14 protein-coding genes are annotated in these 16,921 nt (G+C 34.0%); all 14 read right to left on the reverse strand.

What is annotated here, in order from left to right:
- Position 1: 1 nt before the first annotated feature.
- The 14 genes from infB to tsf all read right to left on the reverse strand — a co-directional run bounded on the left by infB (position 2) and on the right by tsf (position 16,911).
- Positions 2-2,077 (reverse strand): translation initiation factor IF-2, encoded by a 2,076-nt coding sequence (gene infB, locus PYW35_RS07920; protein WP_103323034.1) that lies wholly within the window; start codon positions 2,075-2,077, stop codon positions 2-4.
- A gap of 4 nt (positions 2,078-2,081) precedes the next feature.
- Complete coding sequence (locus PYW35_RS07925) at positions 2,082-2,408, reverse strand: ribosomal L7Ae/L30e/S12e/Gadd45 family protein (RefSeq protein ID WP_016910770.1); 327 nt, start codon at positions 2,406-2,408, stop codon at positions 2,082-2,084.
- A complete protein-coding gene (rnpM, locus tag PYW35_RS07930; RefSeq protein ID WP_016910769.1) occupies positions 2,405-2,689 on the reverse strand; it encodes an RNase P modulator RnpM in 285 nt (94 codons plus the stop codon). The genes PYW35_RS07925 and rnpM overlap by 4 nt, the downstream gene beginning before the upstream one ends.
- Before the next feature lie 17 nt (positions 2,690-2,706).
- Positions 2,707-3,774, reverse strand: a complete 1,068-nt coding sequence (nusA, locus tag PYW35_RS07935) for a transcription termination factor NusA (protein WP_016910768.1) — start codon at positions 3,772-3,774, stop codon at positions 2,707-2,709.
- 18 nt (positions 3,775-3,792) lie between these two features.
- Positions 3,793-4,260 carry a ribosome maturation factor RimP gene (rimP, locus tag PYW35_RS07940; protein WP_016910767.1) on the reverse strand — a complete coding sequence of 156 codons (468 nt, stop codon included), beginning with the start codon at positions 4,258-4,260 and terminating at the stop codon, positions 3,793-3,795.
- Positions 4,261-4,381: 121 nt separating this feature from the next.
- A complete protein-coding gene (locus PYW35_RS07945) occupies positions 4,382-8,698 on the reverse strand; it encodes a PolC-type DNA polymerase III (protein ID WP_204107886.1) in 4,317 nt (1,438 codons plus the stop codon).
- A 103-nt stretch (positions 8,699-8,801) separates the two neighbouring features.
- Complete coding sequence (locus PYW35_RS07950; RefSeq protein WP_103323032.1) at positions 8,802-10,505, reverse strand: proline--tRNA ligase; 1,704 nt, start codon at positions 10,503-10,505, stop codon at positions 8,802-8,804.
- 17 nt (positions 10,506-10,522) lie between these two features.
- On the reverse strand, positions 10,523-11,809 hold the full coding sequence (gene rseP / locus PYW35_RS07955; protein ID WP_103323031.1) for an RIP metalloprotease RseP: 1,287 nt from the start codon (positions 11,807-11,809) through the stop codon (positions 10,523-10,525).
- A gap of 2 nt (positions 11,810-11,811) precedes the next feature.
- Positions 11,812-12,942 carry a 1-deoxy-D-xylulose-5-phosphate reductoisomerase gene (gene dxr / locus PYW35_RS07960; RefSeq protein WP_103323030.1) on the reverse strand — a complete coding sequence of 377 codons (1,131 nt, stop codon included), beginning with the start codon at positions 12,940-12,942 and terminating at the stop codon, positions 11,812-11,814.
- Positions 12,943-12,957: 15 nt separating this feature from the next.
- Positions 12,958-13,740: a phosphatidate cytidylyltransferase gene (locus PYW35_RS07965; protein WP_016910763.1), complete on the reverse strand. Its 783-nt coding sequence runs from the start codon at positions 13,738-13,740 to the stop codon at positions 12,958-12,960.
- An 11-nt stretch (positions 13,741-13,751) separates the two neighbouring features.
- A complete protein-coding gene (locus tag PYW35_RS07970; protein ID WP_103323029.1) occupies positions 13,752-14,504 on the reverse strand; it encodes an undecaprenyl pyrophosphate synthase in 753 nt (250 codons plus the stop codon).
- A gap of 140 nt (positions 14,505-14,644) precedes the next feature.
- A complete protein-coding gene (frr, locus tag PYW35_RS07975) occupies positions 14,645-15,199 on the reverse strand; it encodes a ribosome recycling factor (protein WP_016910761.1) in 555 nt (184 codons plus the stop codon).
- A gap of 17 nt (positions 15,200-15,216) precedes the next feature.
- Positions 15,217-15,939, reverse strand: coding sequence for a UMP kinase (pyrH, locus tag PYW35_RS07980; RefSeq protein ID WP_016910760.1), 723 nt, complete (start codon positions 15,937-15,939; stop codon positions 15,217-15,219).
- A gap of 84 nt (positions 15,940-16,023) precedes the next feature.
- Positions 16,024-16,911: a translation elongation factor Ts gene (gene tsf / locus PYW35_RS07985; protein ID WP_182475362.1), complete on the reverse strand. Its 888-nt coding sequence runs from the start codon at positions 16,909-16,911 to the stop codon at positions 16,024-16,026.
- Between the last annotated feature and the right edge of the window lie 10 nt (positions 16,912-16,921).

Genomic DNA, 16,921 nt, shown 5'->3' on the forward strand with positions numbered 1-16,921 from the left:
TTTATTTTCTTTCAATTTCAACCATTTTGAAAGCTTCAAAGATGTCGCCTTCTTTAATATCGTTGAATTTCTCGATTGTGATACCACATTCGTATCCTGTTGCTACTTCTTTAGCATCATCTTTGAATCGTTTTAATGTATCTAATTCACCTTCAAAGATAACGATGCCATCACGTATAATACGAACTCTTGAATCTCTCGTAATTTTACCTTCAGTTACGTAACTACCTGCAATAGTACCTACTTTAGATACTTTGAATGTTTGACGTACTTCTGCTTGTCCAATTACTTTTTCTTCATATTCAGGATCTAATAATCCTTTCATTGCAGATTCAATTTCTTCGATTACTTTATAGATAATACGGTGTAATCTCATATCTACGTTTTCTTCTTCAGCGGCACGTTTAGCACCTGCATCTGGTCTTACATTAAATCCGATAATAATACCGTTTGATGCTGCTGCAAGTGTAACGTCTGATGCGTTAATAGCACCAACTGCTGTATGAATAATACGTACGTTAACACCTTCAACATCAATTTTCATTAATGACGCTGCTAAAGCTTCTACTGAACCTTGTACATCACCTTTAATGATAATGTTTAAGTCTTTCATTTCACCTTGTTTCATTTGTTCGAACAAGTTATCTAATGAAACACTCTTACTATCTTGACGTTGTTTTAAGATGTTATCTTGTTGACGTTTTTCACCGATTTGACGTGCTTGTTTTTCATTTTTAAATACTACAAAACGATCTCCGGCTTGAGGTACATCATGTAAACCTGTGATTTCAACAGGTGTAGATGGACCAGCTGATTTAATTCGTTTACCTAAATCACTTACCATAGCACGTACACGTCCATAAGTATTACCTACTACTAATGAATCTCCAACTTCTAAAGTACCATTTTGTACTAATAGAGAAGCGGCTGGTCCACGTGATTTATCTAACTCAGCTTCAATCACTGTACCAACTGCTGCGCGGTCAGGTTTAGCTTTTAATTCTTCGATTTCAGAAACAAGTCCGATCATTTCTAGTAAATCGTCAATACCATCACCTTGAATTGCTGATAGTTGTACGAAGATAGTGTCGCCACCCCAATCTTCAGGGTATAAACCATGTTCACCTAATTCTTGCATGACACGATCAGGGTTTGCAGTTGGTTTATCAACTTTGTTTACAGCAACAATAATTGGTACTTCTGCAGCTTTAGCGTGGTTTATTGCTTCAATTGTTTGAGGCATAACACCATCATCAGCAGCTACTACAAGTATTGTAATATCTGTTACTTGAGCGCCACGTGCTCTCATTGTTGTAAATGCAGCATGCCCTGGTGTATCTAGGAATGTGATTTTTTTATTGTTGTTTTCAATTTGGTATGCACCAATATGTTGTGTAATACCACCAGCTTCTCCAGCCGTTACACGCGTATTACGGATTGAGTCTAATAATGTTGTTTTACCATGGTCAACGTGTCCCATGATTGTAACAACTGCTGGTCTTTCAATTAAGCTTTCATCATTTTCGTCTTCTACATCAAAGTAATTTTCTAAGTCCATTGCATCAACATGAACTTCTAACTCTGATTCAATATCATAATCTGCACAAATCAATTCAACAGTTTCTGTATCTAATCCTTGGTTTATATTAGCTACTACACCAAGTAAGAATAATTTTTTAATAATTTCAGACGCATCTTTATTAATTTTATCAGCTAATTCACCAACTGTAATACCTTCTTCATAAGTAATTAAAGATGGTGTCTCTTGAACTACTTCTTTAGGTTGTTGTTGTTGGTTGTTTTGCTTTTTATTATTTTGCTTCTTATTTTTATTATTTTTTTGTTGGTTATTGTTAGGCTTATTATTCGGTTTGTTTGTATTTGCTTGAGTAGTCGTTTGCTCTTTTTTAGCAGTTTCTTGTTTTTTAAATGTTTTATCCAAAATTTTAATGTCGTTCTCCTCTAATGCTTGCATGTGATTTGATACTTCTATATTATTCTTCTTTAATTCATCAATTATGTCTTTACTCTTTAAATTGATTTCTTTTGCATACTCATATATTCTTTTTTTACTCATATACTCACTCCTCATGAAAATCATGAATCATTGTTTTTAGTTTCTTACTAAACCCAATGTCAGTTATGCCCAACACCACTCTGCTTTCTTTTCCAATTGCGTAGCCTAATTCAAAGCGTGTAGCAAAAGTTAAAAGTGTTACATGATAAGTTGCACATTTATTTTTTATTGTTTTTGTAACATTTGCTGCAGCATCTTCTGATAGTATGACAAGTTTCACGTTGCCTCTTCTCATTTCACTTATTACAATTTCTTCCCCTGTTTTAATCTTTCTAGCCCTTGTCGCTAGACCGAGAAGGTTCAAAATTTGGTCTTTCTTTTCTATACTCATTTAGGTATACGCTCACGATATATTAAACGAATAATTTCTTTATATACTGGTTCAAGTGTATCTTTATCACTAGCGAAATAACGTTCTAATTTTCCTTGTTGTTGAGCAGTTTCAACAACATCTAAATCTTTAGAAACATAAGCGCCACGTCCTGGTGCTTTACCAGTTGCGTCAGCTTTAATTTCGCCTTCTTTATTTTTAACGACTCGAATCATATCATTTTTTGGTTTCATTTCATTTGAAAGTATACATTTACGCATTGGTATCTTTTTCTTTTTCACGATAAAAGCACCTCACTTTATGATTCTTCAGTTGAAATAATGCCAGCTTCTCTTGCATCACTTTCTGATTTTATGTCAATTTTCCAACCAGTTAATTTTGCTGCAAGACGAGCATTTTGTCCACGTTTACCGATTGCTAATGACAATTGATAATCAGGTACAACTACTGTAGTTGATTGATTTTGTTCATCTACAATGACTTCTACTACTTGTGAAGGGCTTAACGCATTTCTCACAAATACTTTAGGGTCTTCATCCCATTCAACAATGTCGATTTTTTCTCCGCCTAATTCATTAACAACAGCTTCTACACGAACACCTTTAGCACCAACACAAGCACCTACTGCATCGATATCGCCATTCTCAGAAGTAACACTTATTTTAGAGCGGTCTCCAGCTTCACGCGCTACTGATTTTACAATAACTGTACCGTCATAAATTTCTGGTACTTCTTGTTCAAATAAACGCTTTAATAGACCTGGATGTGTACGTGAAACAAAGATTTGAGGTCCTTTAGTAGTTTGCTCAACTTTATTTACATAAACTTTAATGCGTTCATTAGGTAAGTATTGTTCATTTGGACTTCTTTCAGCTTCAGAAAGCACGGCTTCAGTACGTCCTAAGTTAACATATACATAACGATGATCGACACGGTCAATAACACCTGTTACGATGTCATCTTCTTTATCGATAAATTCATCGTAAAGAATACCTCGTTCAGCATCTCTCAAACGCTGCATGACAGCTTGTTTTGCAGCTTGTGCACCAACACGACCAAAATCTTTAGGCGTAACATCTTCTTCAAAGACATCACCAATTTCGTATGCAGGATTCGTTAAAAGCGCTGTGTCTAGTGCAACTTGATCTCTATAATCTTCCACATCTTCGACAACATCTTTTCTTGAGATAACTCTATAAGTACCTTCGTCAAGATTTAGTTCAATTCTAACGTTTTTGGCGCTGTCATAGTTCTTCTTATAAGCAGTAATTAATGCCGCTTCAATTGCATCAATTAATACCTCACGTGGTATTCTTTTTTCCTTCTCAAGGTATTCAATTGCAAGTAATAATTCATTACCTTTCACAATGTATCCTCCTTTATATTATAACATTACTGATCGACGTGCTTTTGCTATTTTTTCGCGAGGCAACGTGACATTTTTAGTTCTTGTTTTAATTTTCACTTCGAGCGTAATTGATTCTTCAGTAACTTCTTTTAAAGTACCTAACCATTCTTTATCCCCTTCAACAGGTTCATATAATGAGATGAATACAGGTTGATCAATTGCATTTAGATAATCTTTTTCTTTTTTTAATGGACGTTCTGCCCCAGGAGATGATACATCCATGAAATACGGCTCTTTAATAGGATCTTCTTTGTCCATAACTTCACTTATCTTTTCAGAAGCAATTGCGCAGTCGTTTAAATCAACGCCACCGTCTTTATCAATTGCAATACGTAGATAATAGTCTGATCCCTCTTTAACATATTCCACATCTACTAGTTCATAATTTAATGTTTCAAGTATTGGTTGAATGATTTCCTCAACGTGTGCTGCAACTTTACTCATAATGACCTCCCTCTTAATACAAACAGAAAAGAGCGGGAAATGTCCCACTCTTTTAACGTCAGAGTATTATTTTAAGCAATAATAGTATATCATATAATGGCGCTATGCTCAAGGATATACGTTACAAATCAAAAATAGAAAGCTGTGCTTTATCAGGCATATTTGGAAGTGAACCAAGTTCATCCAAGTATTCGATGACTTTTTGTGAAACACCTGCTTTTTTATTAAGATCTTCTTTAGCTAAGAAAGGTCCTTCTTCTCTCGTTTCTACGATACGTTTTGCAACGTTTTCACCTAGGCCAGGAACTGAAATAAACGGTGGTATCAACGTGTCACCTTCGATTTTGAATTCGAATGAGTCACTTTTTTCTACACTAACCGGTTGTATTTTAAAGCCACGATGAGCCATTTCATTAGCGATTTCTAAAACTGTTAATACATCTTTTTCTTTTTTAGCTAATTCATGGAATCTGCTGTAATACTCATTTTTAATAGTTGATTTAATGGATTCTTTATCTTTAGTCATTGTCTTTAAATCAAAGTCAGTTGCACGTACTGTAAAGTAACTTGCGTAATAATACAATGGATAATGAACTTTAAAATATGCAATTCTTAAGGCCATTAATACATAAGCTGCAGCATGGGCTTTAGGGAACATATATTTAATTTTCTTACATGAGTCTAAGTACCAATCTGGCACATTATTTTCTTTCATTGCTTCTTCAAACTCATCTGTTAATCCTTTACCTTTACGTACCGCTTCCATAATTTTAAAGGCAAGTGAAGGTTCTAAGCCGTTATACATTAAATAAACCATAATATCATCACGACAACCAATAACACTCGATAAATCACACGTACCTGTTTTAATTAATTCTTGTGCATTTCCTAACCAAACATCAGTACCGTGTGATAATCCAGAAATTTGAACCAGCTCTGAGAACGTCGTTGGTTTTGTATCTTCAAGCATTTGCCTTACAAAACCTGTACCAAATTCTGGCACGCCGAATGTTCCAGTCTTACAAAGAATATCTTCTTCTGTAACACCTAAAGATTCTGGTGTACTAAATATTTTCATTGTTTCCTTATCATCTACTGGTATTGTCTTCGGATCAATTCCTGATAAGTCTTGCAACATTCTAATCATTGTAGGATCATCGTGTCCAAGTATATCTAGTTTCAGGATATTATCGTGAATCGAATGGAAATCAAAATGCGTTGTCTTCCATGCTGATTTTTGGTCGTCTGCAGGAAATTGTATCGGTGTAAAATCATAAATATCCATGTAATCAGGGACAACGATAATACCACCCGGGTGTTGCCCAGTTGTTCTTTTAACGCCTGAACAACCTTTTACTAATCTATCAACTTCAGCTGCTCGTTTATGGATACCTTGATCACTTAAATAGCCTTTCACATAACCGAATGCTGTTTTTTCAGCGACTGTACCTATTGTACCTGCTCTAAAAACTTTATCTTCACCGAAAAGTTCTTTCGTATAGTTATGTGCTATCGGTTGATACTCTCCACTAAAGTTCAAGTCAATATCCGGGACTTTATCCCCTTTGAATCCTAAGAACGTTTCGAACGGAATATCTTGGCCTTCTTTAATCATATCTACATGACATTTTTCACATTGCTTGTCTGGTAAATCAAATCCTGAACTTACTGAACCATCATCAAAGAAGTGACTTTCTTTACAAGATGGACAAATATAATGTGGTGGTAATGGATTGACCTCCGTAATTTCCGTCATTGTTGCAACGAAACTCGATCCGACCGACCCACGTGAACCTACTAAGTATCCGTCATTAAGAGATTTCTTAACCAGTCTTTGAGATATTAAATAAATAACTGCAAATCCGTTGCCGATAATACTTTCAAGTTCTTTTTCCAATCGATCAATAACGATTTGAGGTAGTTCTTCACCGTATAATTTTCGAGCATTATCATAGCTCATTTCACGAATTTCTTCATTTGCACCTTCCATATTAGGCGTATAAAGTTCATCTCTAATAGGTACAACTGTTTCTAAACGATCAGCAAGTTCATTTGTATTTTTCACAACGATTTCATATGCTTTTTCTTCACCTAAGAAGTGGAATTCATCTAACATTTCATCTGTTGTTCTAAAATGCGCTTTCGGTAACGTTTGTCTATTAAGTGGGTTACCTGGCTGTGCTGCTATTAATATTTTTCGAGATACAGCATCATGCTCATTTAAATAATGGGCATTACCAGTTGCTATAACAGGAATATCAAGTTTTTCACCAACACTTAATATACGAGAATATATCTCTTCCATCGTTTCATTATCTTTAATCAGTTCTCTATCAACTAAATCTTGATATAAACTTTTCGGTTGAACTTCAATATAGTCATAATATTGAGCAACCTTCTCAACTTCATCTTGGTCTTTTTGCATAACAGTTGTAAATACTTCACCTTCGTCACACGCACTACCTACTAAAATACCTTCTCGATGTTTATTTAACAACGAACGCGGTATACGTGGCGTACGATAAAAGTAATCTACTAAAGAAGCACTTACAATTTTAAATAGATTTTTTAAACCTACTTGATTTTGAACAATTAACGTAACATGAGAAGGTCTCGCACGTTTATATGCTTCATCGTTCGTTAAGCGTTCGTTAATTTGGTTATGATTATGAACACCTAATTCTTCTAACTGTTTTAACATTTTTATAAAGATATGCGCTGTTGTTTCAGCATCATATATCGCTCTATGATGTTGAGTAAGTTCGACTCCATATTTTTTAGCTAAAAAGTTCAATCCGTGCTTGCCGTATTCAGTATTAACTGTACGTGATAATTCTAATGTATCTATTACAGCATTTGTAGTAGCACCAATTCCTATTCTTTCAAATCCTGTATCTATAAAGCCCATATCAAATGACGCATTGTGCGCGATATATATCGCATCTCCAACCCATTCATGAAAATCAGTTAAGACTGTTTTAATATCTGGTTGACCTTGTAGCATTTCATCAGTGATTCCAGTTAAGTTCTTAATTGTTTCAGATAAACGTTCTCCTGGATCTGAGAAACGTTCAAACGTATCAATAACTTCTCCGTTTTTCACTTTTACAGCTGCTAATTCTATAATTTGATCATATTGACTTGAAAGACCCGTTGTTTCCACGTCAAACACGATATATGTAGCAGTCTTAAGCAGAATATCTTGAGGTTTATATGCTATTGGGACACCGTCATCCACTAACATACCTTCCATACCATAAATCATTTTAATATCGTTTTTCATAGCTGCGGCATGTGCGTCCGGGAAACCTTGTACACCATTATGGTCCGTTATTGCGATCGCTTTATGGCCCCACTTAGCAGCTTGTTCAACATACTTACTTATATGACTTATACCATCCATTTGGCTCATTGAAGTATGTAAATGAAATTCTACTCGTTTGTCAGGCGCTTTATCTAGTTTCGGAGCTTTCTTAATTTCATGAATATCAGTCATCATCATGACTAAATCGCGAATAAATTGATCTTGCTCAATTCGACCTTGTGCTCTAACCCACGTACCGACTTTTAAAGCTTTGAAATGTTCTAAGTCATCTTTACCTTTTCTAGTAAACATTTTAAGAATAAGAGAATCCGTATAATCTGTAATTTTAAGTGTAACAATATGTCTGCCACTCTTTAATTCTTTCATTTCGATATCAAAAATAACACCTTCAAGTGCAACTTTGTATTCTTCTTCGATAATTTCTTCAATTTTACGGATGGAATCAACTTGAATGTCTTTCCCAATTTGGCATCGTGAAACTGCATTTTCACTATCACCAGATTCAGCTTTTTCTTTCTTCATACGTTCCATTTTTTCTGATGCGATTCGTGCAGCTTCTTCATCTTCTTGTTGTATATGTGCTTCAAATGATTCGAGTTCTCTCTTCATTTGCTCTTCGTTATCCATCGTTTCAAAAATAACACGATTAATTTGAAATCCACATTTTTGTAATGCTTTAACTAATGAGCCATTTACACGTTTATCAAAATAGTCGCGCTCAATATCATTATTAACTTGAACTTTCACGACATCTTCTGCAAAAATTATCGGTTTTTGTTTCAATTGATGTTTTACTTTATCACTTAGTTCTGTGCCATCAATACAATGAGGCATATATTTTAGTACATGCTCATCTATCTGTTCTTTATTCGTCACTTCAATTGTCCAATCAACTTCTGCAATACTTTGGAATGCAGACTTCAGTTGATTCGTAAAGACAAGATACATTTCGCTTGATAAGTATTGTGGTAATTTTATGTAGAAATGCCACAATCTTTTTGATTGTGATACATCGATTCTTGATAATTCACCATGTTCAACAATACTGCTATCAAGTTCATTTGTAATGTTCATCTGTGTGAGAAGCGTTTGGAATTTCTCTTTCCCTGTCATTGACACTTATACGACCACCTTCGTCAAAATGAAAAAGAGGCTAATCTTAAAATAGCCTCTTTAAATATCTTATATTATATCAGATTCAGTTGTTTTTATCAGTCTATTTCACTGCATTATAAAACGATGCTAGTACATCATTTAATTCATCAATATGTACTTCTTGACTCTCTGAATTATCACGACGTTTAACTTCAACGATACCTTCACCAGCTTTTTTACCAACCATAACACGTACTGGTAAGCCGATTAAATCTGCATCATTAAATTTAACACCCGCACTTTCTTTACGATCATCATATAATACATCATATTGATTTTTCAATTGCCCATAAAGTTGTTCAGCAAGTTCTTTTTGTTCATCTTTCTTAGGGTTAATCGCGATTAAATGCACTTCATAAGGTGAAATAGATTTTGGCCAAATAATACCTTTTTCATCGTGATGTTGTTCAATCACTGCTGATAATGTTCTTGAAATACCAACACCGTAACAACCCATAATGAGCGGCTTCGCTTTACCTTGTTCATCTAAGAATGTTGCATCCATACTTTCAGAGTATTTTGTTCCAAGTTTAAATACTTGTCCAACTTCAATACCTTCAGCAAATTTCGCTTTACCTAAATCATTAGGCAGTTCTTCACCTTCAAGAATAAACCTGAAATCACCGTAAGCTTCAATATTAAAATCTCTATCTACGTTAGCATTTAAATAGTGGAAGTCATTTTCATTTGCTCCGACAGCTAAATTGTTAATATCTTGAACAAAATTATCTGCATATATTTTTATTTGATTCACATTTACTGGCCCTAGACTACCTGGTTTTGCACCTAAAATGTTTTCAATTTCATTCTCACTCGCCATTTCGATATTTTCAGTTTTGAAATATGATTTCAACTTCACATCATTTACTTCATGATGTCCTCTAATTAATATCATGACATATTCATCTTCAACTTTAACAATCATAGATTTAATAATTTTATCTAAGCTAACATTTAAGAAATCAGCTAAAGCTTGAGCTGTTTTAATATTAGGTGTTTCAACTTTTTCTAATTCTTTTACAGGTGTATGATCATGATTTGGCGTGTAAGCAACTTCTGCTTTTTCAATGTTTGCTGCAAAATCACTTGTTTCACTATAAACGATCGTATCTTCACCGATTTCTGCTAGCGCCATAAATTCATGCGTATGATCGCCACCGATAGCACCTGAATCAGCTAATACAGGTCTGAAGTTTAATCCAACTCTTGTGAAAATTTTATGGTATGCATGATACATATCATTATAAGTATCATCTAATGAAGATTCATCTGCATGGAATGAATACGCATCTTTCATAATAAATTCACGACCACGTAATAGTCCAAATCTTGGGCGTTGCTCATCTCTAAATTTAGTTTGAATTTGGAATAATGTAATAGGTAAACGTTTGTAAGATTTTAATTCATCACGTACGAGAGAAGTAACGACTTCTTCATGCGTAGGTCCAAGACTAAATTCTCGCTTGTTACGATCTTTTAATCTCATCAATTCTGGACCATAAGCATCCCATCTGCCTGATTCTTTCCATAATTCCGCTTGTTGTAATACAGGCATTAATACTTCTACACCATCGATGTTTTCCATTTCTTCACGAACGATTTGCTCAATTTTATTAAGTACACGCTTAGCTGTTGGTAAATAACTATAAATACCACGCGCATTTTGTTTAATCATACCTGACTTTAATAGAAGTTTATGACTAATCGCTTCCGCTTCTGCCGGAACTTCTCTTAATGTTGGTATAAATATTTTAGACTGTTTCATTAGTTTCCTCCTATAAATTACATGAAGTATCGCTGAATATCATTCCATGTAACCATAATCATTACAAATATTAAAAATACTGCGCCGATTGAAAGCATAACCATTTCGGCTTTTTTATTAATTGGTTTTCTAAATATCATTTCATAAATTACAAATAATAGTCTACCGCCATCTAATGCAGGAATTGGTAATAAATTCATAATACCTAAATTCACACTTAACAATGCAGTAAAGCCCATTAATGTTTCAAAACCTTGTTTAACGACCGTATCGACATTACTATAGATACCAACTGGCCCATTTAACATATCAAATGAGAATGCACCCGTAAATATACTACCGATGAGTCCTAGCACAGCTTGGAAGATTAATTGACCTGCGACGATCGTTTTCTCTATGCCCGCTAATAAAGGCCCAAATACAGTATGTTCTGTCGGTTGTGCAACACCTATGATATATCTTGTTTCAAATTCACCTTTACTTACTTCTTGTCTATCTTTCTTAGCTGCTACTTTGAAAGTCTTCTCTTGACCATCACGGTCTACTTTAATTTCAACTGGTTCTGTTTTCTTTTCTTTAAAAATAGGTTGCAAATCAGTAAATTCATTTATCTGTTTACCATCAACTGATTTAATTTCATCACCTTTTTTAATACCAGCAGTTTGAGCAGGTGCACCATCTTCTAAATCTCCAAATACTGGTTCATCTGTAGGTACACCATTCCAGTATGCTAATCCTACAAAGATAACGAGTGCAAGTATAAAGTTAAACAAAGGACCTGCAAATAAAGTAAGGAATCTTTGATAAGGCTTTTTAGACATTAGTTGTCTATCTTTTGGTGCAATTTGAATTAAATCTCCACCTTGAACAAAATAAGCCTCTTTTGCTAATTTATAATGATGTCTTTCTTCATCACTTGCAGTAATACCTTCAATATAAATATCTTTTTCAAAATCACTATCTTTAATTTCTAAATGTTCAATTTGCTGGAATTTGTGTTGATCATCCATAATAACATGAGTGATTTCATTTTGATCATTCAATTTTATCGCAATATGCATACCAGGTGACAATGGATTTTGTTCTAAACCATCCCCAGCCATTCTGACATATCCACCAACCGGCAATAATCTTATCGTATATAATGTTTCATTTTTCTTATATGAATAAATTTTCGGCCCCATACCTATCGCAAATTCAGGACACATAATTCCTGCTCTTTTTGCAAAAAACATATGTCCGTATTCATGCACAGTAACTAACAGACCGAATACAAATATAAATGCTAAAATTGTATAAATCACGCTTACACCCCGTAATCCTTAGATTTATAAGCTGCATCAACTTTTAGAATTGTATCTAAATCTGGATGCTCTATAACTTCATGCTCTTTCATTGCTTCCTCAATCATATCTTCAATTGCTAAAAATGATATTTCATTATTTAGAAATTTGTGCACAGCTACTTCATTAACAGCATTTAAAACAACAGGCATTGTACCTCCAATTTTAATTGCATCATAAGCAAACTGTATACATTTAAAGCGGCTAAAATCCATTTCTTCAAAATTCAATTGACCTATTTGAGCTAAATTTAATTTTTCAGCATCTCTTGTAGCTCTTTTTGGGTATGTAAATGCATACTGTATCGGTGTTCTCATATCCGGAGTACCTAACTGGGCAATTACACTCGTATCCTTAAATTCAACCATAGAATGAATAATACTTTCTTTATGTAATACTGTTTCAATTTGATTAATATCTAAATTAAATAGCCATTTTGCTTCAATAACTTCTAAACCTTTATTCATCATCGTTGCAGAATCAATAGTTATTTTTTGACCCATTGACCAATTAGGGTGATTTAACGCATCTTCAAGTGTTACATTTTTCAAATCTTCTCGTGTTAAGTCTCTAAACGAGCCTCCACTTGCAGTGATGATCAGCTTATTGATATCTTGTTGATGTTCTCCGTTTAAACATTGAAATATAGCAGAGTGTTCAGAATCTACCGGCAAAATTTTAACGTTTTTCTCTTTTGCTTTTGCCATGACAAGTTCACCAGCTGCTACTAAAGTTTCTTTATTCGCTAAACCAATATCTATACCTGCATCAATTGCAGACATTGTAGGTCGCAATCCAATACTGCCTAATATAGAATTCAATAGTAAATCCGTCTTGTGATATGTCGCTACTGACAGCAAACCCATTTCTCCATGCACGAGTTCTACATCTAAATGTTTGAGCTTTTCCATATCTTCCTCACGTTGTACGGATACAAGTTCTGGACGGAATTCTTCTATTATATTTTGAGCATATGCGATATTTTTGCCAACAGAAAATGCCACCAAATTAAACTGTGAAGCATGTTCTCTAATTACATCTAAAGCTTGTTGTCCTACAGAACCACTTGCTCCCAAAATAGCTATATTTTTCATAGATTGCACCCCAATTTACAATTGAAATAGGAATAGATTTAATAATGGTAATACAAAGATAAAACTATCAAATCTATCCAGTATACCACCGTGTCCTGGCATAATATTCCCCGAATCTTTCACACCAAAATGTCTTTTTAGTCCTGATTCTACAAGGTCACCTAATTGACCAAACATACTTAATAACATAGTTAAAGGAATTAATAACCATAATGATACATCCATATCAAAAGATTGTCCAAAAATAACTGCTACTATTAAGCTCGAGAAAATACCGCCAATGAAGCCTTCTATAGTCTTATTAGGACTGATAAGCGGCCATAATTTGTGCTTTCCAAATAATCTACCAAATATATATGCACCTGTATCAGTCAACCAAACTAATAACAGTGCAAACAAGATAAATTGTAAGCCATGTTCTCTCGTTTCGTAAAAGTACATAAATCCTATACCAATATATGTAACTGACATCACGCAAAAAGATGCATCCATAAAATTAAATCTGTTTTTAGACATAACTGTGTAACTTAGCATTAAGAAACTCATAATGATTAATAATTGTAATTGTATACGTATATCATAATTAATCAGTTCTTGAGGTAATAAAATAATGCATAGTGAAACAGTAGATAAAAAACCTGGTATAGAAATAATTGATAAATTATTCATATTTAAAATTTCTTTTAATGCAATTATACCAAGTAGATATGCTAATGCGATAACTGGTAGTCCACCATATATAACAATCGGAAGAAATACAGCCATTGCAACAATTGCAGATATTGTTCTCGTCTTCATTTTTATCTCCTTTATAGCCCACCAAATCTACGTTGTCTCGACTGGTAAATTTTTAAACAGTCTATTAAAGATTGTTCATCAAAATCTGGCCACAATGTTTTAGTGAATATAAACTCACTATAAGATGATTGCCATATTAAAAAATTACTCAATCTTTCTTCACCTGATGTACGTATAAGCAATTCGGGATCTGGTATTTCAGAAGTAAATAAATGCTTTTTCAAATTATCTTCACATACTTCATCAATAGATAAATGCCCTTTTTCTACTTCATGATAAAGTTCTTTAACTGCATTAAGAATTTCGGCTCTTCCACCATAATTCAATGCAAATACAAGATTTAATCCAGTATTATCTTTAGTTTTTTCGATAGCTTCTCCAATAGCATTTTTAGTATGCTTCGGCAAAGCTTCCGTAAAACCAATAGTCGTAACTTTAACATTTTTTTCTATGAGTTCTGGCAAGAACGTTTTAAGGAAATCAACAGGTAATTTCATTAAATATTTCACTTCATCTTCTGGACGAGACCAGTTTTCCGTAGAAAATGCATATAAAGTCAAATATTTCACACCTAAATCATTTGCTTTACGTGTGATTTTTTTTACCGTTTGCATACCTTCATAATGTCCTTTAATGCGAGGCATTTTTCTATTCTTTGCCCATCTACCATTACCATCCATAATGATTGCTATATGTTCAGGGACTGTTAATTCAATGTCTTGATTATTTATTTGTTGTTTTTGCTTTATAAACTTTTTTATCATAGCGTCCTCCATCAAACAAACGCGAATTTATATGTATAATTTATTAAACATATCGTAATACATTTTATCACAAAAAGAAGGGTTCTGTGTACATAAAGAAAAAAACCATACCAAAGTCTGATTTGGTACAGTTCTTATCTTTAAACTTCCAATATATCGTTTTCTTTTTGTACAGTTAAATCATCAATCTTTTTGATGAAATCATCCGTAATTTTTTGTACTTGCTCTGTTTGATTTCTCAAGTCATCTTCAGAAATATCGCCGTTCTTTTCTTGTTTCTTCAAATCTTCATTTGAATCACGACGAACGTTACGAATTGCCACTTTAGCATTTTCAGCTTCTTTTTTAGCTTCTTTTACTAATTCTTTTCTGCGCTCTTCTGTTAATGCAGGTACAGCAATTCTAATAACCGTACCATCACTAGTAGGATTAACGCCAAGATTTGCTGCATTGATCGCTTTAAGAACATTTTCTACTGAAGATTTATCATATGGTTGTACGACAAGTAGTCGAGCTTCTGGTACTGAAATACCAGCTAACTGTTGAATAGGAGTTGGAACACCATAATATTCAACATTGACTCTTTCTAAAAGATTCGCATTTGCATGTCCAGTTCTTATTGCAGCTAAATCTCTACTAAAACTTTCAATTGTTTTGTTCATTCTTGATTTTGTTTCATGAATAACATCTGCCATGGAATCACACCTCATGTTTATTTTGTAATAACTGTACCAATTTCTTCACCTTGTACAGCACGTTTAATATTGCCTTCTTCCATAATTGAGAATACAACAAGTGGGATATCATTGTCCATACAGAATGATGAAGCAGTTGAATCCATTACTTGTAATCCCTCTTGTAACATTTGAATATAAGTTAATCTTTCGTATTTTTCTGCATTAGGATCTAATTTAGGGTCAGCAGAGTAAACGCCATCTACGTTGTTTTTACCCATTAAGATAACATCAGCTTCAACTTCAGCTGCTCTTAAAGCTGCAGTTGTATCTGTAGAGAAATATGGATTGCCAATTCCTGCTGCAAATATAACCACTCTCTTTTTCTCTAAGTGACGAATCGCACGTCTTCTAATATATGGTTCAGCTACTTGTTTCATTTCAATAGAAGTTAATACACGCGTATCACATTCTAATTGTTCTAAACTATCTTGTAATGCTAAAGCATTCATTACTGTGGCTAACATGCCCATATAATCTGCCGTTCCACGATCCATTCCTAAATCGCTTCCTGTTTTACCTCTCCATATGTTTCCGCCACCAACGATCACTGCAACTTCACAGTCCATTTGTGCTACTTCTGACACTTGTTGTGCAATACTTTTGATCACGACTGGATTGATACCAAAGCCTGAATCTCCAGCTAAAGCCTCACCACTTAGTTTTAGAACGACGCGTTTATATTTAGAATTTTTAGTCATCTTAATCCCTCTCTATGCTTATAATTAGGTCTTTATATATAACGAAAGAAGACACTAGGCGTGTCTTCTTTCTAAAAAGCAAACTTAGTTGCCTTTCATTTGTCCTTTTACTTCATCAGCAAAGTTATCAGAACGTTTCTCGATACCTTCCCCAACTTCGTAACGAACGAAATCTACAAGCACGCCACCTTCTGTTTTTAAGAATTCAGCAACAGTTTGGTCTGGATTTTTAACGAACGCTTGATCTACAGCACAGATTTCTTCTAAATATTTACGCATTCTACCTTCAACCATTTTTTCAACGATATTTTCAGGTTTACCTTCATTTAAAGCTTGTTGTTTAAGAACTTCTTTTTCGTGAGCTAATTCTTCTTCAGAAACTTGGTCACGAGAAACAAATTTAGGATTTAAAGCAGCAATGTGCATAGCAACATCTTTAGCAGCTTCAACATTAGTTGATCCTTCAACAACAGTTAATACACCGATACGTCCACCCATGTGTAAGTACTCACCGAATGAATCATTATCTGTTTTAGTTTTTAAAGTGAATCTACGTAACGTTAATTTTTCACCAATTGTAGAAATTGATTCGTTCATTTTTTCATCAACAGTTTGACCATTTGCTAATTTAGAAGCGCTTAATTCTTCAACGTTAGCTGGTTTAACTTCAAGAATATGATCAGCCATTTCTTTAACTAAGTTTTGGAAACCTTCGTTACGAGCAACGAAATCTGTTTCTGAGTTTAATTCAAGAATAACTGCATCGTTACCATTAGAAGCAACAAAAGTTGTTCCTTCTGCAGCAATACGGTCTGCTTTTTTAGCAGCTTTAGCAATACCATTTTCACGTAAGAAATCTACCGCTTTATCGATGTCACCATCAGTTTCTGTTAAAGCTTTTTTACAGTCCATCATACCTGCGCCAGTTTTTTCACGTAATTCTTTAACAAGTTTAGCTGAAATAGCCATAATTTAATTCCTC

Origin of the sequence: Mammaliicoccus vitulinus (assembly GCF_029024305.1) — a bacterium.
In the GTDB taxonomy this organism is placed as follows: domain Bacteria; phylum Bacillota; class Bacilli; order Staphylococcales; family Staphylococcaceae; genus Mammaliicoccus; species Mammaliicoccus vitulinus.

What these genes read in the sequence shown, in the direction of transcription:
- dxr (WP_103323030.1), bottom strand. Translation starts at nt 12,942, where the DNA reads ATGAAAAATATAGCTATTTTGGGAGCAAGTGGTTCTGTAGGACAACAA.
- PYW35_RS07965 (WP_016910763.1), bottom strand. Translation starts at nt 13,740, where the DNA reads ATGAAGACGAGAACAATATCTGCAATTGTTGCAATGGCTGTATTTCTT.
- PYW35_RS07950 (WP_103323032.1), bottom strand. Translation starts at nt 10,505, where the DNA reads ATGAAACAGTCTAAAATATTTATACCAACATTAAGAGAAGTTCCGGCA.
- frr (WP_016910761.1), bottom strand. Translation starts at nt 15,199, where the DNA reads ATGGCAGATGTTATTCATGAAACAAAATCAAGAATGAACAAAACAATT.
- PYW35_RS07945 (WP_204107886.1), bottom strand. Translation starts at nt 8,698, where the DNA reads ATGACAGGGAAAGAGAAATTCCAAACGCTTCTCACACAGATGAACATT.
- pyrH (WP_016910760.1), bottom strand. Translation starts at nt 15,939, where the DNA reads ATGACTAAAAATTCTAAATATAAACGCGTCGTTCTAAAACTAAGTGGT.
- PYW35_RS07925 (WP_016910770.1), bottom strand. Translation starts at nt 2,408, where the DNA reads ATGAGTATAGAAAAGAAAGACCAAATTTTGAACCTTCTCGGTCTAGCG.
- infB (WP_103323034.1), bottom strand. Translation starts at nt 2,077, where the DNA reads ATGAGTAAAAAAAGAATATATGAGTATGCAAAAGAAATCAATTTAAAG.
- rimP (WP_016910767.1), bottom strand. Translation starts at nt 4,260, where the DNA reads ATGAGTAAAGTTGCAGCACACGTTGAGGAAATCATTCAACCAATACTT.
- PYW35_RS07970 (WP_103323029.1), bottom strand. Translation starts at nt 14,504, where the DNA reads ATGATAAAAAAGTTTATAAAGCAAAAACAACAAATAAATAATCAAGAC.